Source organism: Massilia pseudoviolaceinigra (genome assembly GCF_030846505.1).
GTDB classification, from domain to species: Bacteria; Pseudomonadota; Gammaproteobacteria; order Burkholderiales; family Burkholderiaceae_D; genus Telluria_A; species Telluria_A violaceinigra.
Map to the genome: position 1 here is coordinate 110,739 of NZ_JAVCWL010000001.1, position 20,866 is coordinate 131,604.

The following is a 20,866-nucleotide window of genomic DNA, read 5'->3' on the forward strand; positions in this document are numbered from 1 at the left end:
CATGACGACCCCTCCATCGACCGAAAATGACCTCTGGGTGTCCTGGGACGAGTACCACCGCCTGATCGAGCGCCTGGCGCTCAAGGTCTACGAATCGGGCTGGAAGTTCGACCAGGTCTTGTGCCTGGCGCGCGGCGGCGTGCGTCCGGGCGACGTGTTCTCGCGCATTTTCGATGTGCCGCTGGCGATCCTGTCGACCAGTTCTTACCGCGAAGAAGCGGGCACCGTGCGCGGCGACCTCGATATCGCCAAGTACATGACGATGACCAAGGGCCCGCTGGCCGGCAAGATCTTGCTGGTCGATGATCTGGCCGATTCGGGCGTCACGCTCGACAAGGTCACGCGTCACCTGAGCGAGAATTTTGCCGGCGTGACCGAAGTCAAATCGGCGGTGATCTGGGTCAAGGGCACGTCCTCGATCCGTCCGGATTACTTCCTGGAAGACTTGCCGCACAATCCGTGGATTCACCAGCCGTTCGAAGATTACGACGGCCTGCGTCCGCACCAGTTGTCGGCATGGATGAAGAAGTTCGACAAGCCGGCATAAGACATCGGTTGTAGCTTTCCAACGGCGGGAGGATCGAGAGATCCTCCCGCCGTTTTCCATTGCGGCCACAGCTTGCGCCGGAAATCTTGCGGCCGGTTTTTTTAAGTTTCCGCATCTGTCAGTCATTCTGGCGAGCTCATGATCGGACACAAGGCGCGGCGACTCTGCGGCTAGGCGAGCCATTCCAAACGCCGTACAGTCGAAGACGTACCATCCCTTCACAACGAGGAGTTGATGATGACTACCATTAACGAAACGCCCGATCCGGACCGGGTTGACGACCTGCAGGATACCACCCTGCAAAACGGCCCCGATGACATTGGAGAACAGGACCCCGAGCAACTCGTGGGCGACGAGCTCACGCCCGAGGAAATAGCCGCCCTCGAGCAGGGGGACACCGGTCCTGAAGGGGCGATCGCGGAGTTCGCCCCCGATGAACCTGGTGCCGATGAGGGGCCACAAGGCGAAATCGGCAGAGAGCGCCGGCGTTGGTATCTTGCCCCGTGTCTCGGACGTTTGCTGTTCGAGGTCAACCGGCGCTGGCCGCGCCGGGACAAGACGGGCGACCGTACCATTCTCCCGTCGAGCCGCGGAGACCACTATCCCAACAGCCGTGGTTCCGTCAATGCGTGCGACATCGACAAGGACGGTGTCCGCGTGCTGGTCATTGTGCGTGCCGCCATCCGCCATCCCTCCTGCAATTACGTCATCTTCAACGGCGTCATCTGGTTACGCTCGCGTAATTTCCGTCCATTCAGGCTGAAAGGCGGCTTTCAAGCTTACAGGACGCGCATTCACATCAGCATCATTCAGCGTCGGAATGCCGAACAGAGCCGGACACGCTGGGGAATCTGGCCACGCTCGCGCAGGCCGTAAGGTCATGCTGACTCACAGTGGGCAGTTTGTTTGACGCCGCGCGGCGGGAAGATCGAACGGTCTTCCCGCCGTTTTTCATTGCGGCCACGGCGTGCGCCGCCAATCTTGCACCCCGTTTTTTTAAGTTTCCGCGCCTGTCGGCCATTCAAGCGAGCTCATGATCGGACACAAGGCGCGGCGACTCTGCGGCTAGGCGTGCCGTCCCAAACTCCGTACAGTTGAAGACGGACCATCCGTTTACAACGAGGAGTTGATGATGACTACCATTAATCAAACGCCGGATCCGGACCGGCTTGAAGACTTGCAGGATGACAGTCTTCAAACCGGCATAGCCGATATCCAGAATTTCGATCCCGAGCAGGTCGAGGGCGAGGAACTCACCCCCGAAGAGGAAGCTGCCCTCGAGCAGGCAGAAAGCGGTCCGGAAGGGGAAGAGGACGATGGCACTTCCGGCGATGCCGATATGGACCAGACGCCGGAAGAAAGCTTCCCCGAAGAGACCGATATCGAGCAGGCGCCGGAAGACAGCGCCCCCGGAGGCAGCGGTATTGAACAGCAGCAGGAGGGCGACAGCGACAAGCAACTAAAAAAACGTCCGTATCTCGCTCCTTGTCTCCAGCGTTTGCGTGCCGAGATCAACCGGCGCTGGCCGAACAGGGACAAACGAAGCGACCGCAGCATTGCCGCTGCCGCCGGCGGAGACCACCGCCCCAACAGCCGTGCTTGCGTCAATGCGCTCGATATCGACAAGGACGGTGTCAGAGTCATGGACATTGTGAATGCGGCAAAACTCCATCCCTCCACCAATACCATCATCCACAACGGGACGATGTGGGCGCGCTTCCGTGGTTTCCGTCCACTACGGTTGCCCTTCCGCGATGCTTACCGTGAGAGCGTTCATATCAGTATTCTTTCGACACCCCAGGCCGAGCAGAGCAAGAGAGGATGGGGCATCCGGCGGCCCAAAAAGTAGAAAGCCAGACCCCTACACAACGAGGAGTTGATGATGACTACCATTGACGAAACACCGGATCCGGACCGGATTGACGACGTGCAGCAGGCCAGCCTGCAAGCCGGCACAAGCAACATCGAGGAACAGGATCCCGGGCAGTTCGAGCTCGACGAACTCACACCTGAAGAACAAGCTGCCCTCGAGCAGGCCGATACCGGTCCGGAAGGAGAGGCGGACGACGGCGCTTCCGGCGATATCGACATCGACCAGGCGCCGCAAGAAAGCGCTCCCGGAGGCAGCGGTATTCAACGGCAACCGAAAGGCGACATCGACAAGGGAGCCAAGCGCTGGTATCTCGCGCCTTGTCTCTCGCGTTTGCTTGCCGAGGTCAACCGGCGCTGGCCGCGCCGGGACAAGACAGGCGACCGTACCATTGGGCCGGGCGACCACCTCCCCAATAACCAGGAGCGTGTCGATGGGCTCGATATCGACAAGGACGGTGTCAGACCGATGGAGATTGTGAATGCGGCAAAAAAACATCCCTCCACCAATTACATCATCTTCAACGGAATCGTCTGGATACGCAGCCAGGGTTTTCGGCCAATGAAAATACGCTACGGCAGCACTGCGTACACCACGCGCGTTCATATCAGCATCCGTCGGACGCCCGCTGCCGCGAATAACAAAACGAGATGGGGAATCTGGCCACGGTCCAGGTATTGAAGCCATGCCCGCACGGTGCCGCAAGTGTGCCTGACGCCGCGCGGCGGGAAGATCGAACGGTCATCCCGCCGTTGTTCATTGCGGCCACACTTGCGCCGGAAATCTTGCGCCGCGTGTTTTCAAGTTTCCCGATTGGTGGGCCATTCAAGCGAGCTCATGATTAGACACACACCACCGCGACTGCGTGGCCAGCAAACCGATCCCGAACTGCCTACAGTCGAAGACGAACCATCCCTTCCCACACACAGGAGCTGATGATGAACACGAATAATGGACCACAGGACCCGGAAACAATTCCACCCACCCAGGACGCCGACCCTGGCGCCGACACAAACGACATGGAGGACGAGAACCCCGAGCTGTTGGTGGGAGACGAGCTTTCTCCCGAAGAAGAAGCAGCGCTCGAAGAGGAAGGTGCGGACCCGGGCATCATCGATGCTCCCGGTAATGAAGATATACCGGGCGATCTCGATGATACGGACATGGACATGGACATCGACATGGACATGGACAAGGACACCGATGACAGTGGAACGCAGATCGCAGGTGATACCGATGCCGAAGGCACGCCGGATGGCTTCGTTGGCAAGAAGCGCATACGCTGGCATCTTGCCCCTTCGCTCCGGCGTTTGTTTGCCGCAGTCAACCGGCGCTGGCCGAAGAGGGACAAGACCTCCGACGGCACCATTGGCGATTGGCGGCACACGCGCAGCGACCACAAACCGAACTCCCGCGGTTCCGTCAATGCCTGCGACATCGACAAGGACCGTATCACCCCGATGGTCGTGGTGCGCGCCGCAATCAGGCATCCCTCGACCAATTACGTTATCTACAACAAGGTCATCTGGTCCCGCGCCTATAAATTCCGCGCACGCAAGTACAAGGGCGACAATCCCCACCAAACGCACATCCACGTCAGCATTTTGCAGACCCGGGCTGCCGAGCAAAACAAGAAGCGCTGGGGTATCTGAGCACTGACCCGCGCGCCTGAAACAGGCCGGCAGGCAGCGCGCGTCCCGATGGTGCGCGTTGTCGCCGGTGCGCAGGCTTGCGCGTCAGGGCTGCACCGTCGGGCGAGGTGTTGATGTGGCCTTGGCGATCGTTAAAGCCTGGCGTACACATTGCAAGGCGTGCCGGCTCTGCGGCTAGGCGTGGCGCCCCAAACTGCCTACAGTCGAAGACGGATCATCCGTTCACAACGAGGAGTTGATGATGAATGAATTTACCGACACACCGGACCCGGACCAGACGCAAGACCTTAGCGATACCACGCTCCAGGCCGGCACAACTGACACGGAAGAACAGGACCTCGAACAGTTCGTGGGCGACGAGCTCACGCCGGAAGAGGAAGCCGCCCTCGAGCAGGCGGAAACCGGTCCGGAAGGGGGGCCGGACCAAGGCGGCCCGGGAGGCGCCGGTATCGACCAGATACCGGGAGAAGGCGGACCGGGATTTTCCGGTACCGAAGGAGCGCCGACGGGCGGCATTGGCAAGGACGGCAAACGTTGGCACCTTGCCCCTTGTCTGGTCCGTTTGCTTTCCGAGGTCGACCGGCGCTGGCGGCGCAGGGACAGGTCAGGCGACCGCACGATTGCCGCTGCCGCAGGGCGAGATCACAGTTCCAACGCCCGTCGTTCGGTCAATGCGCTCGACATCGGCAAGGATGGTGTCACAGTGATGGTCATTGTGAATGCGGCAAAACGCCATACCTCCACGAATTACATTATCTTCAACGGGGTTATCTGGATGCGTTCGCGAAAATTTCGTCCATTCACGTTAAAGGGGGGCAGCGACCGCTACACCACCCGCGTGCACATCAGTATCCTCCAGTCGAGGATGGCCGAGGAGAACCGGGACGGATGGGGAATCGGGTCCTGGTCGATGAAGCCGTGACGCCATGCCGCAGGAAATAGTTGACGCCGCGCGGCGGGAGGATCGGACGGTCCCCCGCCGTTTTTCATTGCGGCCACACTTGCGCGGGAAATCTTGCGCCGCGTTTTTTTAAGTTTCCGGGGTAGTCGGTCATTTAAACGAGCTCATGATTGGACACAAGCGGCGGCGACTCTGCGGGTAGGCGGCCGATCCGAAAATCCGTAGAGTGAAGGTCGCTGCATCCCTTTACACAAGGAGTTGATGATGACCACCGTTACCGGAACACTGGACCTTTCCCGGATTCCAGAAGAGCAGTTCGATCCGAATTTTCATCTGCGCGTTGCTGTCGTGTTCTACGATCAAGTGTTGGGTTCGGCAATATTGAAGCCAGTCAGCCGCACGGCCCCACTCGCGTTTTCGGTGCCGTTCACGCCGGCGCTGTTCGGCTTTCGCCGCTTGCCGTCGGCGCTGACCGTGGTGGTCGGCGCCGACGTTGCCGATATCGATCTGCTGAGCACCGACACGCTCGAGCGCGAGGTGTCGCTTGCAGGCCTGGTCAACGCGCCCGCGGAGCAGTTGGTGATCCCAGTGGGCGACGTCAGGCCGAGCATTGCGCAGTATGGCCGGTGGCTGGTCAGCAGCGGATTTTTCCAACTCCCGGGCGGCGTGGCCTGCTTGCCGCCGCTGGCGGCCCAACGCGGTGGCGCCCGTGTCAGCGGTGACACCGACCGCCCCGGCGGCGCAACGCTCAGCCCGATCCGGATCGGCGACGGCGACCAGGACAGCGACGCCGTTCAAGGCTTCGGCGGCGCCCAGCCTGGCGCGGGCGGCACGCAGGACGAGAACCGCGGCACCACCGCCACCGGCGACCAAGCCCGCCTGGTCGGTGCCGACATTACCGATATGGAAAACCAGGAGCTCGACCCCACCGAGGACGAGCCCGACGAAGCCGACGAAGCCGATGGCGCCCTTGACGCCGATATCGCCGAACTGGAAAGCGAAAGCGCCAGAAGCATCGACCTCACCATCGAGTTGGAAGACGACACCCCTGATGAATTCATCGGAGAAGAGCTCAGTGCCGAAGAGCAAGGCGCCCTCGAGGTGGCGGACACCGAGACGGACATCGCCGATGATCGCGGCTCCAGGGAAGTGCGGGTAGCCAGCTCCTGCAGTAAGCGGCCCTGGTATGTCGCGCCTTCGCTGCTGCGCTTGCGTGCCGAGCTCAACCGACGCTGGCCGCGGCGCGACAAGCGCTCCGACGGCGCCATTGGCGATGAGCGTCACTGTCGTGGGCCCAGTGATCACAACCCTAACAGGCGCAATTCCGTCAATGCGCTCGACATCGACAAGGACGGCATCGTGCCGATGCTCGTGGTGCGTGCCGTCATGCGGCATCCTTCCACCAATTACGTCATTTTCAACAGGACCATCTGGTCGCGCCGGTATGGATTTCGCCCACACAGGTACACGGGCGCCAATCCTCACACGGCGCACATCCACGTGAGCATCCTGCAGACCAGGGCTGCCGAGCAAAACAGGAGAGGATGGCGCATCTGGCCGATACCCAAGGCCACCACCATGCCTGGCGATGCCATGGCGTCGGTGGACAGTCTCCCGGCCGCGCACGAAGGGAGCTTCAACGTCGGCCAGACTTATGATGCGATGGTGACGCAGGGTGGGAAGCAGTTCGAGGTCGCGCTCACGGTACTGCGCGAGTCGCCGGCGGGGCAGGTACTCGTCAGTTGAGGCGGCCCCAGCCGCCGAGGCCTGCCCGGCGGCTGGGGTATTACTTATTACCTATCTGTCTGGGGCCAGCTTGCGGCCCCGGACATCAGCGCGGCACGATCGCGAACTGCGGCCGCGCGCTGTAGTCGGGCTTGACCGTGCGCTTGGCGAACACGTCCCACGCGGCGCGCGCGTTAGGGATGCCGGTGCTGGCCGCCATCGCCACCGCCGGCTGCATGTTGGCCGGGAAGCCTTCCGGCGAGCTTGCATAGCCCGTCATCTCGCCTGCCAGCCACGGCGTGCGGCCCGATTTCTTGTCGATTTCGAGCTGGGTGCGCCAGTCGGCCTGCAACTGGCTGCCGCACGGCTGGTCCACATACCGTTTGCCGGTGCTGTTGACCAGGTCGGTATTATCCGCCGCGCGGAAGGTTGCCTGCCAGGCCTGGCCGAACGTCGTGAAGTACGGCGACGTTTCGGTGGCGCGCACCGACAGGGCGTACACCGCGCCATCCACCCAGCAATAGCCTGGCGCCGTGAGGCGGCCGACAGGGAAGCGCGCTTTCCAGTCGAGCAGCGTCTTGGACTTGGTGAAGCCCAGTTCGTACGCCTGGCCGATGCTGGACGTGAAGAAATCGTCCTGCCATGGCGCCATGCCGGTTTTCGGGCCGCCCGGACCGGTGTAGGCCACCGCCGCAAAGCCGCTGTTGTCGATGAAGCCCAGCTGGTTGCTGTTGGCCGTGACGTAGGTCGCGGTGTACCAGTCCACGTTATTGTCGACGATCTTGTTGAAGTAGCCCTTGAGCGGGTGATCGTCCGGCGCGATGTACGCGGCCTGGGTCAGCGAGCGCAATGCCCACGCCTGTCCGCGTACCTGGTGGCTCTTGACCAGGCCGGTGGCGTGCTTGCGGTAGCCCGGGTTCTGGTTGATCAGGTTCCAGTTGGCCCAGAAGTGCAGCTCGTCGAGGTGATAGGTGTCGCCGGTGACCAGGTAAGGCAGGTACGAGAACGATGGGTGGTGCGCCGTCTCGGGAGTGTATGGCGTCTTGCACTCGATGGCGGGAGTGCACTGCGGCATGTCTTCCCAGCGGTTGAGCGCGCGGTTGAAGCTGTCGCCGCTGATGCGCACGTCGCGGATGAACGGGTAGTCGACGATCGATACCGGCTGGCCGGTGTTGCGGTCGCGGTAGTGCATCGGCCAGCTGCCGCTCAGATCGCTCAAGCCGACGGTGACTTCCTTGGCGCGCTCATCCATGCTGAGCAGGTACATCGCACCCCACGCATGGTTCAGGCCGATATCCGGACGGCCCCCCGCCGCAGGCATGTACTTGTCAACCATGGCCATGCCCATCGGGCCCGGCTTGGCCGCGTCCCAGGTGGTTTTCATGGAGGTGAGCGCGGTCGGCGAAATGGTCAGGCTCTGGTCGTAGTTCGGCACCGCCTTGGAGGCGATCAGGTAAGCCGTGTCGTGCTTGATGTGGACCGACGGTTCGAGCTCTGGCCAGAACACCTTGCGCCAGCGCGTGTGGTGATAGTGTTGCAGGGCATTGATGTTGTAGATGCTTTTGCCTCTGATCAGCACTTCCGCGTTGTACGTGAAGGTTTTCGGGGCTGGCTCGTAGGCCCAGTTGTTTTCGACGGTGACGTCGACCCGTACCTTGCCTTGGACGCCGTTGCCGCCCTTGTAGGAGCGGATGGCGAAGCGGGCGCTCAGGTGCGGATGGTTGACGCCGGCAGCCGACTTGAACGGCGCCGACACTTGCCACTCATTGACCATCGGGCCGGACAGCCAGGTCTGGTACGCGGTGCTCTGCAGCAGTTGTGCCGCCGAGGCCGTGTACAACTGATCTCCCAAGGTCAGCTTGACGGTCGAGTCGAAGCCGCTGGCCAGCAGCGAGCCCGGACCGGTCGGCGCGACCGGCGGCGGCGCGGCGGCGGCGTTCAGCGCCAGCGTGCCGTTCTGGCCCGCGGCCATCTGCGGCAGGATCGCGGTGATGACGGCGTGACGCACCGATCCATCCGGGTGCTTGGCCTTGATGTTGACCTGCAAGGGCAGCTGGGCGCCAGCGTACACACCCACCAAGCCGGTTCCAGCGGGAAACGCTCCCGGTGCAAAGACTTGCCCGAAGGTGAGCGGGAGGTTGTATTGCTGGTAGATCGATTTGTTAATCAGCTGCAACGTCGTCAGGGTGGTCCCGATCGGCGCCGGCAGTCCCAGCGGCGGGGCGGGGGTCAGGGGATTGCTCGGCTTGAGCGAGAGCAGGGCGCTGCTTCCCGCCTGCGTGCCGACCTCGCCAGCAAGAGCGACAGGCGGGGCCGAGAGCGGTGCGGTGGGCGCCGCTGCGGAAACCTGACCCGGTGCGCTGCCACCGCCGCCGCAAGCGGCGAGCAGCACGGCACCGAGGCTGGCCACGCCCAGTGAGGTATAAGCGCGGTAGTGAATATTTGACACGGTTAATCTCCTTTAAATGTTTTACTGAAGGCAACATTATGCTGCTGTGTTGAAATTGTCAACACGAAACATTGCAAAGATGGTGGCATACAGGGGGTGCTCGCGGCCGATGTTAGCGCGCACATTTCAGGCGTTTCATGGGGAGCGTGTTCAAAATCGTAGCGGCTCGACACTATGTTCAATTGTCTGATTTTCGCCACGAATTCAGCACAATGGCGCAGGACCTGGGCGGCAATTTATCAGGCCGAATGACCCAAACTTTCATTCAAATCGACATGGTCGGCCACGCAAGGCATCGGACTGAACCTTTCACCATCGAGACGGAAGGCGGATGCTCCCGATCGGCGTCGACCAGACCCATGACGTGATGCGCACGCCGGGCGGCAAGCGCTTCGAGGTCGCGCTCAAGGGGCTGCGCCGGTCGACTGCGCAGCCGCTGCTTTGCAGTTGAGGCGGCACTAGCGGGTGCGCCGTGGAGCACCCGCTGGCAGGACTGATGCGCCGGGGGCCGGGGTCCGGCCCCGGACACTAGCGCGGCACGATGGCGAACTGCGGCCGCTTGGTGTAGTCGGGCTTGAGCGCGCGCCTGGCGAACACGTCCCACGCCGCGCGCGCGTTCGGGATGCCGGTGCCGGCCGCCATCGCCAGCGCCGGTTGCATGTTGGCCGGGAAGCCTTCCGGCGAGCTTGCATAGCCCGTCATCTCGCCGGCCAGCCACGGCGCGCGAACCCGTTTCTCGTCGCGATCGCGCTGGGTGCGCCAGTCGGCCTGCAACTGGCTGCCGCACGGCTGGTCCACATACCGTTGGCCGGTGCTGTTGACCAGGTCGGTATTGTCCGCCGCGCGGACGGTCGCCTGCCAAGCCTGGCCGAACGTTGTGAAATACGGCGACGTCGCAGTGGCGCGCACCGACAGGGCGTACTCAGCGCCGTCCACCCAGCAATAGCCGGGCGCCGTCATGCGGCCGACCGGGAAGCGTGCTTTCCAGTCGAGCAGCGTCTTGGACTTGGTGAAGCCCAGTTCGTACGCCTGGCCCACGCTGGAGGTGAAGAAATCGTCCTGCCATGGCGCCATGCCGGTTTTCGGGCCACCCGGACCGCCGTAAACGACCGCGCTGCCGCCGCTGTTGTCGAGGAAGCCCAACTGGTTGCTGTTGCCAGTGACGTAGGTCGCGGTGTACCAGTCCAGGTTATTGTCGACGATCTTGTTGAAGTAGCCCTTGAGCGGGTGATCGTCCGGCGCGATGTAGGCCGCCTGCGTCAGCGAGCGCAATGACCACGCCTGTCCACGCACCTGGTGGCTCATGACCAGGCCGGTGGCGTGCCTGCGGTAGGCCGGGTTCTGGGTGATCAGGTTCCAGTTGGCCCAGAAGTGCAGCTCGTCGAGGTGATAGGTGTCGCCGGTGACCAGGTAAGGCAGGTAGGAGAACGATGGGTGGTGCGCCGTCTCGGGAGTGTAAGGCGTCTTGCACTCGATGGCGGGAGTGCACTGCGGCATGTCTTCCCAGCGGCTGAGTGCCCGGTTGTAGCTGTCGCTGCTGATGCGCACGTCGCGCACGTACGGGTACTCGACGATGGATACCGGCTGGCCGGTGTTGCTGTCGCGGTAGTGCATCGGCCAGCTGCCGCTCAGGTCGCTCAAGCCGACCGTGACTTCCTTGGCGCGCTCATCCATGCTGAGCAGGTACATCGCACCCCATGCATGGTTCAGGCCGATATCCGGGCGGCCTCCCGTCGCGGGCATGTACTTAACGACCATGGCCATGCCCATCGGGCCCGCCTTGGCCGTGTCCCAGGTGGTCTTCATGGTGGTCAGTGCGTCCGGCGATATGGTCAGGCTCTGGTCGTAGTTCGGCACCGCCTTCGAGGCGATCAGGTAGGCCGTGTCGTGCTTGATGTGGACCGACGGTTCGAGCTCGGGCCAGAACACCTTGCGCCAGCGCGCGTGGTGGTAGTGCTGCAGGGCGGCGATGTTGTAGATGCTTTTGCCTCTGATCAGCACTTCGGCGTCGTAGGTGAAGGTCTTCGGGGCCGGCTCGTAGGCCCAGTTGTTCTCGACCGTGACGTCGACCCGTACCTTGCCCCTGGCACTGGGGCTGCTGCTGTTGGAGCGGATGGCGAAGCGCGCGCTCAGGTGCGGATGGTTCACGCCGGCAGCCGACTTGAAGGGCGCCGACACCTGCCATTCATTGACCATCGGGCCGGACAGCCAGGTCTGGTACGCGGTGCCGCGCAGCAGTTCCGCCGCCGAGGCCGTGTACAACTGGCCCGCCAGGGTCAGCTTGACGGTCGAGTCGAAGCCGCTGGCCAGCAGGGCTTCTGGACCGGTCGCAGCGACCGGCGGCGCGGCGGCGGCGTTCAGCGCCAGCGTGCCGTTCTGGCCCGCGGCCATCTGGGGCAGGACCGCGGTGATGATCGCGTGACGTACCGATCCATCCGCGTGCCTGGCCTTGATGTTGACCTGCAAGGGCAGCGCAGCGCCGGCATACACACCGGCCAGCCCGCCTGCCGCAGGGAATGTTCCAGGCGCAAAGACTTGCCCGAAGGTGAGTGGGACATTGTATTGCGGGTAGGTGGATTTGTTAATCAGCTGCAAAGTCGTCAGGGTGGTACCGATCGGCGCCGGCAGCCCCAGCGGCGGGGCCGGGGTCAGCGGATTGGCAGGCTGGAGCGAGAGCAGGGCGCTCCTTTCCGCTTGCGTGCCGACCTCGCCAGCAAGGGCGGCAGGCGGCGCCGAGAGCGGTGCTGTGGGCGCCGACGCGGAAACCTGGTCCGGTGCGCTGCCACCGCCGCCGCAAGCGGCCAGCAGCACGGCGCCGAGGCTGGCCAGGCCCCGTGATGTGCAAGCGCGGTAATGAAAAACAGACATGGTGGATTTCCTTTCATTGTTTTGTTATAAGCAACACTATGCTGCGTTTTTTAGCAAGTCAACAAGAAACACCGCGCAGGCGACGGCAGGCACGCAGCAGCCTCTGGCGATGTCAGCGCGTACATTTCAGCCGTTTCATGGGGAGCGTGTTCAAAATCATGACCGGTCGGCGCGGGTGGTTTGTTGTATGATTTTTGCCACGAATTCAGCACACTGGTGCATGTGCCGTGCGGCAAGTTATCATGTCGGATGACTCAAACTTTCATTCAAACCTTTATCCTGCTGATCCTGGTCACCGACCCGTTCGGCAACGTCCCGCTGTTCGTCAGCGCCATGGCCAACGTGCCGGCCGAGCGGCGCTGGAAAGTCGTGGTGCGCGAGTGCCTGATCGCCTTCTTCGTGCTGCTGCTGTTCATGTTCTTCGGGCGCCACCTGCTGGCGGCCATGCAGCTGTCCGAAATCTCGCTGCGCATCGGCGGCAGCGTGATCCTGTTCCTGATTGCCATGCGCATGGTCTTTCCCCAGCCGGGCGGCATGTTCGGCGATACCGAAAAGGGGGGAGAGCCGTTCATCGTGCCGCTCGCCATTCCAGCCATCGCCGGGCCGTCGGCGCTGGCAACCGTGCTGTTGTTTTCGTCGAATTCGACCGTCGAAGTCGTCGTTCACGTGGGCGCGCTGGTAGCCGTGGCGCTGGTCTGGCTGGCCGTATTCCTGAGCGCCGAACGCTTGCAGGAAAAACTCGGCCCGCAAGTGATGACCGCTTTCGAACGCCTGATGGGATTGATTTTGAGCGCGATGGCCGTCGAGATGTTCCTGGCGGGCATCCGCGAGTTCATCAAGTCGTTGTGAGGTGTTGTGCTCGCCGCTCGCCTTGAATCCACAGGCGGGGCGGTGCCGTCTCCTGCGCGAAGGAGGAGACGGCGGTAAGGCGGGCGGCGGTGCCGGGGGGTGGCGCCGCCCGACCTGTTTTTTTACTTGCCCAGGATCGACACTACATTGTCGGTGCCTGGCGCGCCGAACGCCTGCTGCTTGAGGATATGCAGCTGGTCGCGCACCTGCGCGGCCTTCTCGAATTCCAGATTTTTCGCGTGGTCGACCATCAGCTTTTCTAGACGCTTGATCTCCTTGCCGATCTGCTTCTCGCTCATCGACTCGACCTTGGCGGTTTCCTTGGCCGCGTTCAGGGTGTCGCGCGCCTGCTGCGGGCTGTAGACGCCGTCGATCAGCTCCTTGATCTGCTTCTTGATGCCGACCGCGGTGATGCCATGCTCGATGTTGTAGGCGATCTGCTTGGCGCGCCGGCGTTCGGTTTCGCCGATCGCCTTTTCCATGGAATCGGTAATGCGGTCGGCGTACAGGATCGCCACCCCGTTCAGGTTACGCGCCGCGCGCCCGATGGTCTGAATCAGGCTGCGCTCGGAACGCAGGAAGCCTTCCTTGTCGGCGTCCAGGATCGCCACCAGCGACACCTCCGGCAAATCGAGGCCCTCGCGCAGCAGGTTGATCCCGACCAGCACATCGAAGGTACCGAGGCGCAGGTCGCGCAGGATCTCGACCCGTTCCACCGTCTCGATATCGCTGTGCAGGTAGCGCACCTTGATGCCATGGTCGCTCAGGTACTCGGTGAGCTGCTCCGACATGCGCTTGGTGAGCGTGGTCACCAGCACCCGTTCATCCTTCTTGACGCGGTCCTGGATTTCGGACATCAGGTCGTCGACCTGCGACAGCGCCGGCTTGACGATCACCAGCGGGTCCACCAGGCCGGTTGGGCGCACCACCTGTTCGACCACATTGTCGGAATGCGTTTTCTCGTATTCGGCGGGCGTGGCCGACACAAAGATCGTCTGGCGCAGCTTGCCCTCGAATTCCTCGAACTTGAGCGGGCGGTTGTCGAGCGCCGACGGCAGGCGGAAACCATAGTCGACCAGATTGGTCTTGCGCGAACGGTCGCCGTTGTACATGGCGTTGAGCTGCCCGACCAGCACGTGCGACTCGTCGAGGAACATCAGCGCGTCTTTCGGCAGGTAGTCGACCAGGGTCGGCGGCGGGTCGCCCGGCATGGCGCCCGACAGGTGGCGCGAGTAATTCTCGATGCCCTTGGTGAAGCCGATTTCGGCCATCATTTCGAGGTCGAAGCGGGTGCGCTGTTCGAGGCGCTGCTCTTCGATCAGCTTGTTCTCCTGGCGGAAGTACTCGAGCCGGTCGCGCAGTTCGAGCTTGATCGATTCGATCGCGCGCAGCACCGTGGAGCGCGGCGTGACGTAGTGCGAACCCGGGTAGACGGTAAAGCGCGGGATCTTCTGGCGTATGCGTCCGGTGAGCGGGTCGAACAGCTGGAGCGACTCGATTTCGTCGTCGAACATCTCGACCCGGATCGCCAGTTCCGCATGCTCGGCGGGGAAGATGTCGATGGTGTCGCCGCGCACGCGGAAGGTGCCGCGCCCGAAGTCGATTTCGTTGCGCGTGTACTGCATCTGGATCAGGCGCGCGATGACGTCGCGCTGCGCGACCTTGTCCTTGGCGCGCAGGGTCAGAATCATCTGGTGGTATTCGCTCGGGTTGCCGATACCGTAAATGGCCGACACGGTGGCCACGATGACGACGTCGCGCCGCTCCATGAGCGACTTGGTGCACGACAGGCGCATCTGCTCGATATGCTCGTTGATCGACGAGTCCTTTTCGATGAACAGGTCGCGCTGCGGCACGTAGGCTTCCGGCTGGTAGTAATCGTAGTAGCTCACGAAATATTCGACCGCGTTTTGCGGGAAGAATTCGCGGAACTCCGAGTACAGCTGCGCGGCCAGGGTTTTGTTCGGCGCGAACACGATTGCCGGACGGCCGGCGCGCGCGATCACGTTGGCCATGGTGTAGGTTTTACCCGAGCCGGTCACGCCGAGCAGGGTCTGGAACGAGAGACCGTCGTTGATGCCTTCGATCAGCCCTTCGATCGCGGTCGGCTGGTCGCCGGCCGGTTCGAACGGCTGGTGCAGCTTGAACGGGGAATCGGGGAAGGTGACGACGGTCGGTGACGGGTCGTGTGCAACGGATAATTCAGCCATACGATCAGACCTTTGTTAGAATGGTGTCCCGCTTGCGGCCCAGGAAACACCCAATCAGTATATGGGTCGCTGTCTATACAACCCAGCCGACACTCAAGTTTACCACGATGACTTCAACAGCTTCCGCCACCATCTTCAGCGCCATCGACATGGCCCCGCGTGACCCGATCCTGGGCATCACCGAGGCGTTCAATGCGGACACCAATCCCGCCAAAATCAATCTGGGCGTGGGTGTCTATTATGACGACAATGGCAATGTGCCGCTGCTCGCGTGCGTACGCAAAGCGGAGGAGCTGCTGATGGAGCAACTGGCGCCGCGCACCTACCTTCCGATCGAAGGCCTGGCCGCGTACGACGCCGCTGTGCAAGAGCTGGTATTTGGTGCCGGCAGCGCGATTATTCAAGACAAGCGCGCGGTCACCGTGCAAGCCATCGGCGGCACCGGCGCGCTCAAAATCGGCGCCGACTTCCTGCAGCGCTTCGCCCCGGGATCGAGCGTGTATATCAGCGATCCGAGCTGGGAAAACCACCGCGCCCTGTTCGAGAGCGCCGGTTTCACCGTCCACACCTACCGTTACTACGACGCGGCCACGCGCGGCGTCGATTTCGCCGGCATGCTGGCCGACCTGAAAGCCATGCCGAAGGGCGCCATCGTGCTGCTGCATGCCTGCTGCCACAATCCGACCGGCGCCGACATCACGTCCGCCCAGTGGGATGAAGTGATTGCCGCCATCGGCGCCGGCGGCCTGATTCCATTCCTGGACATGGCTTACCAGGGCTTCGGCTCGGGCATCGCCGAAGACGGCGCGGTGGTGGGCAAGTTTGCCGCCGCCGGTGGTCCGCTGTTGATCTCGAATTCGTTCTCGAAGTCGTTCTCGCTGTACGGCGAGCGCGTCGGTGCCCTGTCGGTGGTTGGCGCCAGCGCGGAAGAAGCGGCGCGCCTGCTCTCGCAGCTCAAGCGCGTTGTGCGCACCAACTACTCGAACCCGCCGGTCCATGGCGGCAAGGTCGTCGCCACCGCGCTGACCACCCCGGAACTGCGCCAACTGTGGGAAGACGAACTGGCCGGCATGCGCGTGCGCATCAAGGAAATGCGCAACACCTTCGTGCAAAAGCTCAAGGAAAAAGCGCCGGCGCACGATTTCGAATTCGTGCGCGAGCAGGTCGGCATGTTCTCGTATTCGGGTCTGACCAAGCAGCAGGTCGAGCGCCTGCGCCTTGAACATTCGATCTACGCGGTCGACACCGGCCGCATCTGCGTGGCGGCCCTGAATTCGAAAAATATCGACCGCGTGATTGACGCCATCGCCAAAGTCCTTTAATATCTTGCTTCTTCGAATTGATCGAAAGATTGATACGAAGAAGAGCATGGTGCTGCAGCGATTACTGCCAACAACTTGATGGTCTGATCATTACAGCATATAATGTTTCTTTTATTCCCTGATAGCTCAGTTGGTAGAGCGACGGACTGTTAATCCGCAGGTCCCTGGTTCGAGTCCAGGTCGGGGAGCCAGAATTAAGAAAAAAGCCACGCGTTTGCGTGGCTTTTTTCGTTGGCGCTCGTGGGTTCCAGTGGTGAACTGTGCTGTCCGATCCGGCGCACATTTCTCCTGTCGGCATTTAGCGTTGCTGCGGGCTTATCAAGACCGCAAGGAATTGATGAAGACGGACCAGGTCAGCAAGCGCCTTGCTGGTTCATTGCGGCTGCATCAGGGCACCATGGGCGCTGGAAGCGGGTTGTCGGTGGCGAGGCTATCTGCCCAGCGCTGGATAGTCTGGTGATCGACGAGGCGTCCCGCATCGACGTCGGCCAGGGCTTCACGCGTGAGGCGGCTGCGCTCTTCTTCCTGATCGACCCATGCGCTCAGGGCCTGTTTGATAACCCATCCCTGCGAACGCTCAAGCCGGGCGGCCAGCTCGTCAACCTTGTCTGCCAACGATAGCGGAACGTGTGCGGTGAGCACTTTGGTTTCAGCATGAGCCATCAGCCGGTCCTTTCAATCTGAACTTCGACAGGTAGGTCGCTGCAGTCAGCTATTGTTCCTGTGAAATTATACTTGTCATACATCGTGGGTTTGATTAACCGGCGTTTGGAAAAGCGGTACGCGAGAGCACCGCCTGCTTTGCGCAGTGCCGTTTGTCACGCGGGGGAAAAATGGGCAGCTCACAGTCGCCGCTACGCGTGCTCGTTTCGTATTGCGAACAAACCTTGCGTCGCGGCGATTTGCCGCCCTCGCTGTTGATGCGCCGCATCGATGACAGCGCGTGCGCCGTGCTACCGCCGGACCACCTGGCAAGTTGCTTGCGCGGCCAGCGCGGCCGGGCTCAGTTTGGTCCATTCCATTGCGATGGCAAAGCCGCCAACGGTCAGCATGCCGGTCAGCGCGATATTGAGCAGCAGCCGCCAGAAAAAGCCCGGGCGCCCATAATAGTCGTACATGACTTTAAAGCCGAAGAAGTGCCCGATCAGGGGCAGGCACAGCGCCAGTGCGAACAGGATCTGGTTATGTTCCGACAGCCCTGCCGCATTCCCTGTGGTCGGATAACACCGGCCAATGAGCCGGTTCAGGATGTCGGAGGCCAGGATGAAAAAGCCGCAGACGACGGAAAAACCGGGCAGCAAGCCTGCGGTAACGGCCCAGAACAGAATACTGCTTTCATCGTTCTTGGCGCGGATGCGCGGCTCGGGAATCGGCGTCGGGCTCGGTGCATCGGTGGCGTATCCGGCCGCGCGAATGGCATGGGCGAGCAGGTCGTTCCAGTCGGCAACCGGCGTCTCGACCCCGATGCGGGCCAGGTACAGGGTGTCATTGTCCAGCCACACGGTCGACCCGTTGGAGCTGGACAGATTGTTTTGCCAGGTGTCGGAGGCGCGGCCAAGCTTGAGAATGAATACCGTGGTGATGTCGTTGCCGTTTTCGTTCCTCACCCGCATAGACCGATGTTCAAGTTCGAGCACGGTGAACTGGTAGCCGCCGCGCGTGCCTTCGGCAATCGACACGGCGCGCGTGCCGGTCATGCCGGCGGCGCGCCACAGCGGATTGCGGTAATGTCCGAGAAACCCCGGCGGGGGAGTTTGCCTAACCGCCATGGGTGTCGAATTGTTCGAGGGCGCGGGCGTTGTTCGCGTTCTTCACTTCGGCGCGATAGGTGACCACGGTCAGGGTGGTACCGACCAGCATGACAAACCAGCCCGGGATGCCGTGCACCGCCAGCATCGCGATGCTGCTTACTGCAATAAAACCAATGCGCAGTTCCTTGCCCGGCAAGCGGCGCAGAATGAAGCGGAAGACGAACACGCCAATCGGGCACAGGACCAGGTAGTAAATGCTGCCCACAAATACGAATAGCATATATTCGCCGCCGTTTCCTTCGATTTCTTTGGCGAACATTTTGCTCACTAATAGGGTTGCGAGAAAAGAGGCGAGGGCGAAGGCTGCGGCGGAAAAGGCGGGGGGAAGTTGGGGCACCCGTCAGTATGGACGCAGCAAGGGTTTAAAAGCAAGAATCAAGTTTATTCTGATAACGTTGGCGCGCGCAGTACCCCGGGGCGCGTGCGGACGCGCTCGCAGCTGACCTCTCGCCCGCCTTGAGCGTATTCTCATCGACCCTGACGTGCAGCCGCAGAAACGTCCATCGAACACGGGTACTGGACAGTCCCGTTTTTGCCCGATATAATGCGGCCTCTTTTCCCTGATAGCTCAGTTGGTAGAGCGACGGACTGTTAATCCGCAGGTCCCTGGTTCGAGTCCAGGTCGGGGAGCCAGAATGACGAAAGGCCACGTTGAACAACGTGGCCTTTTTTGTAAGTTGTTCGGATTCGCACTATTTGTTACCTATAAACAACGCTTAGTGGTATTCTTCCTTGCTTATTTGCAATCCCGGCACGTATCATACTGCCTGGTAAATACGCAGCACTCCCGCGCGTTATCCGAACCTTACATCTAAAAATACCATGAAAAAAATTGCATTCGTGATCGCTGTTGCGATCGCATCCCTGAGCTCGGCCCAGGCACAAAACGCTCCCGCCGAAGGCAAGCCGTTGCGCTTCGTTGTCGGCATGGGCCTGACCGGCGGTGGCGACAAGCTGGCTACCGCTGAATACGAGCACGGCGGTTCGGTCGATGTGCGCGCCGGCGGCCTGATCGCCTTCGTGGGCGGCGTCGACTATCGCATCAATCGCCAGTTCTCGATCCAGAGCACCGTGGGTTTCCACGTTGACCAAGCCAGCGCCGAAAACGGCGACGTGACCTTCAAGCGTTTCCCGATCGAACTGCTGGGGTATTTCCACCCGACCGAAAACTTCCGCTTCGGCGGCGGCGTGCGTTATGTGTCCAGCCCTAAGCTGAACGGCAAAGGTTTCGGCTCCGGCATCTACAAGGAGTTCGATAACACCGTCGGCGCCGTGGTCGAGGGCGAGTACTTCTTCGGCCCGAGCGTTGGCCTCAAAGTGCGTCTCGTGAAAGAAACCTACGATTACACCTACCGTGACCGTCGTTACGTCTTGCGCAACGGCGAGACCAAAGGCGACCACATCGGCATTTTCGGTAACTTCTACTTCTAAAATTCGCCCGGGGCCTATATAATACGGCCTCTTTTCCCTGATAGCTCAGTTGGTAGAGCGACGGACTGTTAATCCGCAGGTCCCTGGTTCGAGTCCAGGTCGGGGAGCCAGAATTTGAAAGGGCCTGCAAGCAATTGCAGGCCCTTTTTCATTGGCGTCGCGTTTTTGCACGGACTTCTCCCATATTATCCGGCCTCAAACCTTGCGCAAATACGCCGCGCATAATCGGCCTTCAAGCAGTTTTTGGGAGCTGAACATGGATGTGGCGCGCAATCTCCATACCGGTGAGCTGGTCGAGGCGGAAGAATTATGGAATATGGACGTGGTCGAGAAGGACGCCTATGTCTGCCGCGGCTGCGCCACCAGGGTATTTCCGGCATCGTACGACCCGGCGGTGAACAAGCGCCGCCCGTATTTCACGCTCGGTAAAGGTAATCATCACGCGCAGGGCTGCGACGTCGATGGCGAAAACACGATCGTCAGCCGCGCCCGGCAAGAGCGGGTCGGCGGCAGCGACGGCTTTCCGATGCCATTCCCGAGCAATCTGAGCCTGAGCGACGCGCATCCGGCCAGCCCCCCAGGCTCAGCCGCCCCGGCGTTCGGATCGGCCACGCTGGCCGCCGTCCACGCCGCCGCCCGCGCCGCCGCCAGGCGCCAGTACCACGGCCACACCGTCAAGACCATCCGTCCGCTGTGCCGCACCTACATCAACTTCCCCAACGACCGCGCCTACCTGCCGCTCGAGATCCCCGGTGTCTGGGGCAGCACCTACGCCCAGCTGTTCTGGCTCATTCCCAACAAAAAGCCGGCCTTCTTCAACAATCCGCGCCACCTGTTCCATGCGCCGATCCGCTGGAAAGTGGAACCGGTCATCAGCGACACGCACTGCGAACTGACCCTGAGCGCCGGCCAATGGGACAGCGCCACGCGGGGCTACCTGAGCCTGTGCCGGCTGCGGGTCGACTGGTCGGGCTGGTCCGATACGCGCCGCCGCACCTTGCTGCACGAAATCGAGGCGGCGCGCACGGAAGCGGTCGAACATGCCCGGCGCGACAGCCAGGTCAAAGGCTGGATCTTCTTCATCGGCACCCAGGACCGGGTCGACCCCGGCCTGTTCCATGTCGACGATGCGCGCTTCATCTGTTGCCTGGCGGCCCGCATGACGTGGCCGGAACGGCAACTGGCGCCCGCCTGACTTGCATCATCCCCGCGCGGCACGACCGGGCTAGCC

Annotated in this window: 17 protein-coding genes and 3 tRNA genes; 14 read left to right on the top strand and 6 right to left on the bottom strand. The window is 61.9% G+C overall.

The features are described 5' to 3' along the window. The first annotated feature begins 1 nt into the window (after position 1). From RBA40_RS00540 to RBA40_RS00570, 7 genes are all read left to right on the top strand, one after another. Positions 2-547 (top strand): phosphoribosyltransferase, encoded by a 546-nt coding sequence (locus RBA40_RS00540; RefSeq protein WP_243491669.1) that lies wholly within the window; start codon positions 2-4, stop codon positions 545-547. A 234-nt stretch (positions 548-781) separates the two neighbouring features. Then, positions 782-1,423, top strand: a complete 642-nt coding sequence (locus RBA40_RS00545) for a hypothetical protein (RefSeq protein ID WP_306645095.1) — start codon at positions 782-784, stop codon at positions 1,421-1,423. Positions 1,424-1,676: 253 nt separating this feature from the next. Then, positions 1,677-2,396, top strand: coding sequence for a hypothetical protein (locus RBA40_RS00550; RefSeq protein WP_306645096.1), 720 nt, complete (start codon positions 1,677-1,679; stop codon positions 2,394-2,396). 30 nt (positions 2,397-2,426) lie between these two features. Beyond that, positions 2,427-3,098, top strand: a complete 672-nt coding sequence (locus RBA40_RS00555; protein ID WP_306645098.1) for a hypothetical protein — start codon at positions 2,427-2,429, stop codon at positions 3,096-3,098. A 254-nt stretch (positions 3,099-3,352) separates the two neighbouring features. Then, positions 3,353-4,069 (top strand): hypothetical protein, encoded by a 717-nt coding sequence (locus RBA40_RS00560; RefSeq protein WP_306645099.1) that lies wholly within the window; start codon positions 3,353-3,355, stop codon positions 4,067-4,069. Positions 4,070-4,307: 238 nt separating this feature from the next. After that, the gene (locus RBA40_RS00565; RefSeq protein WP_306645100.1) at positions 4,308-4,991 is read left to right on the top strand and encodes a hypothetical protein; all 684 of its coding nucleotides are present in this window, start codon (positions 4,308-4,310) and stop codon (positions 4,989-4,991) included. Positions 4,992-5,231: 240 nt separating this feature from the next. After that, entirely contained in the window at positions 5,232-6,716 is a 1,485-nt protein-coding gene (locus RBA40_RS00570) for a hypothetical protein (RefSeq protein WP_306645101.1), read from the top strand. 85 nt (positions 6,717-6,801) lie between these two features. Here the strand turns inward: RBA40_RS00570 and RBA40_RS00575 are convergent, their stop codons facing one another. Together RBA40_RS00575 and RBA40_RS00580 are read right to left on the bottom strand one after the other, a co-directional pair. Beyond that, positions 6,802-9,144 (bottom strand): hypothetical protein, encoded by a 2,343-nt coding sequence (locus RBA40_RS00575; protein ID WP_306645102.1) that lies wholly within the window; start codon positions 9,142-9,144, stop codon positions 6,802-6,804. Positions 9,145-9,672: 528 nt separating this feature from the next. After that, on the bottom strand, positions 9,673-12,012 hold the full coding sequence (locus tag RBA40_RS00580; RefSeq protein WP_306645103.1) for a hypothetical protein: 2,340 nt from the start codon (positions 12,010-12,012) through the stop codon (positions 9,673-9,675). Positions 12,013-12,261: 249 nt separating this feature from the next. Here RBA40_RS00580 and RBA40_RS00585 point away from each other — a divergent pair, with 249 nt between their 5' ends. Continuing rightward, complete coding sequence (locus RBA40_RS00585; protein WP_099876401.1) at positions 12,262-12,861, top strand: MarC family protein; 600 nt, start codon at positions 12,262-12,264, stop codon at positions 12,859-12,861. 122 nt (positions 12,862-12,983) lie between these two features. On the opposite strand, the gene uvrB is transcribed toward RBA40_RS00585, so the two are convergent. After that, complete coding sequence (uvrB, locus tag RBA40_RS00590; RefSeq protein ID WP_306645104.1) at positions 12,984-15,071, bottom strand: excinuclease ABC subunit UvrB; 2,088 nt, start codon at positions 15,069-15,071, stop codon at positions 12,984-12,986. A gap of 107 nt (positions 15,072-15,178) precedes the next feature. Between uvrB and RBA40_RS00595 the strand changes: the two genes are divergently transcribed. Together RBA40_RS00595 and RBA40_RS00600 are read left to right on the top strand one after the other, a co-directional pair. Continuing rightward, positions 15,179-16,393 carry an amino acid aminotransferase gene (locus RBA40_RS00595; RefSeq protein ID WP_306645105.1) on the top strand — a complete coding sequence of 405 codons (1,215 nt, stop codon included), beginning with the start codon at positions 15,179-15,181 and terminating at the stop codon, positions 16,391-16,393. A 115-nt stretch (positions 16,394-16,508) separates the two neighbouring features. Continuing rightward, a tRNA-Asn gene (locus tag RBA40_RS00600) sits at positions 16,509-16,584 on the top strand. A 196-nt stretch (positions 16,585-16,780) separates the two neighbouring features. Here the strand turns inward: RBA40_RS00600 and RBA40_RS00605 are convergent. From RBA40_RS00605 to RBA40_RS00615, 3 genes are all read right to left on the bottom strand, one after another. After that, the gene (locus tag RBA40_RS00605) at positions 16,781-17,056 is read right to left on the bottom strand and encodes a CopG family ribbon-helix-helix protein (protein WP_306645107.1); all 276 of its coding nucleotides are present in this window, start codon (positions 17,054-17,056) and stop codon (positions 16,781-16,783) included. 290 nt (positions 17,057-17,346) lie between these two features. Beyond that, positions 17,347-18,162 (bottom strand): hypothetical protein, encoded by an 816-nt coding sequence (locus RBA40_RS00610; RefSeq protein ID WP_306645108.1) that lies wholly within the window; start codon positions 18,160-18,162, stop codon positions 17,347-17,349. Further along, positions 18,152-18,424, bottom strand: coding sequence for a hypothetical protein (locus RBA40_RS00615; protein WP_306645109.1), 273 nt, complete (start codon positions 18,422-18,424; stop codon positions 18,152-18,154). The genes RBA40_RS00610 and RBA40_RS00615 overlap by 11 nt, the downstream gene beginning before the upstream one ends. A 337-nt stretch (positions 18,425-18,761) precedes the next feature. Between RBA40_RS00615 and RBA40_RS00620 the strand changes: the two genes are divergently transcribed. The 4 genes from RBA40_RS00620 (at position 18,762) to RBA40_RS00635 (ending at position 20,830) form a co-directional block, all read left to right on the top strand. Continuing rightward, a tRNA-Asn gene (locus RBA40_RS00620) sits at positions 18,762-18,837 on the top strand. A gap of 189 nt (positions 18,838-19,026) precedes the next feature. After that, on the top strand, positions 19,027-19,635 hold the full coding sequence (locus RBA40_RS00625) for an outer membrane beta-barrel protein (RefSeq protein ID WP_306645111.1): 609 nt from the start codon (positions 19,027-19,029) through the stop codon (positions 19,633-19,635). A 34-nt stretch (positions 19,636-19,669) separates the two neighbouring features. Then, a tRNA-Asn gene (locus tag RBA40_RS00630) sits at positions 19,670-19,745 on the top strand. Positions 19,746-19,891: 146 nt separating this feature from the next. Continuing rightward, positions 19,892-20,830, top strand: coding sequence for a hypothetical protein (locus RBA40_RS00635; protein ID WP_306645112.1), 939 nt, complete (start codon positions 19,892-19,894; stop codon positions 20,828-20,830). Positions 20,831-20,866: the final 36 nt, after the last annotated feature.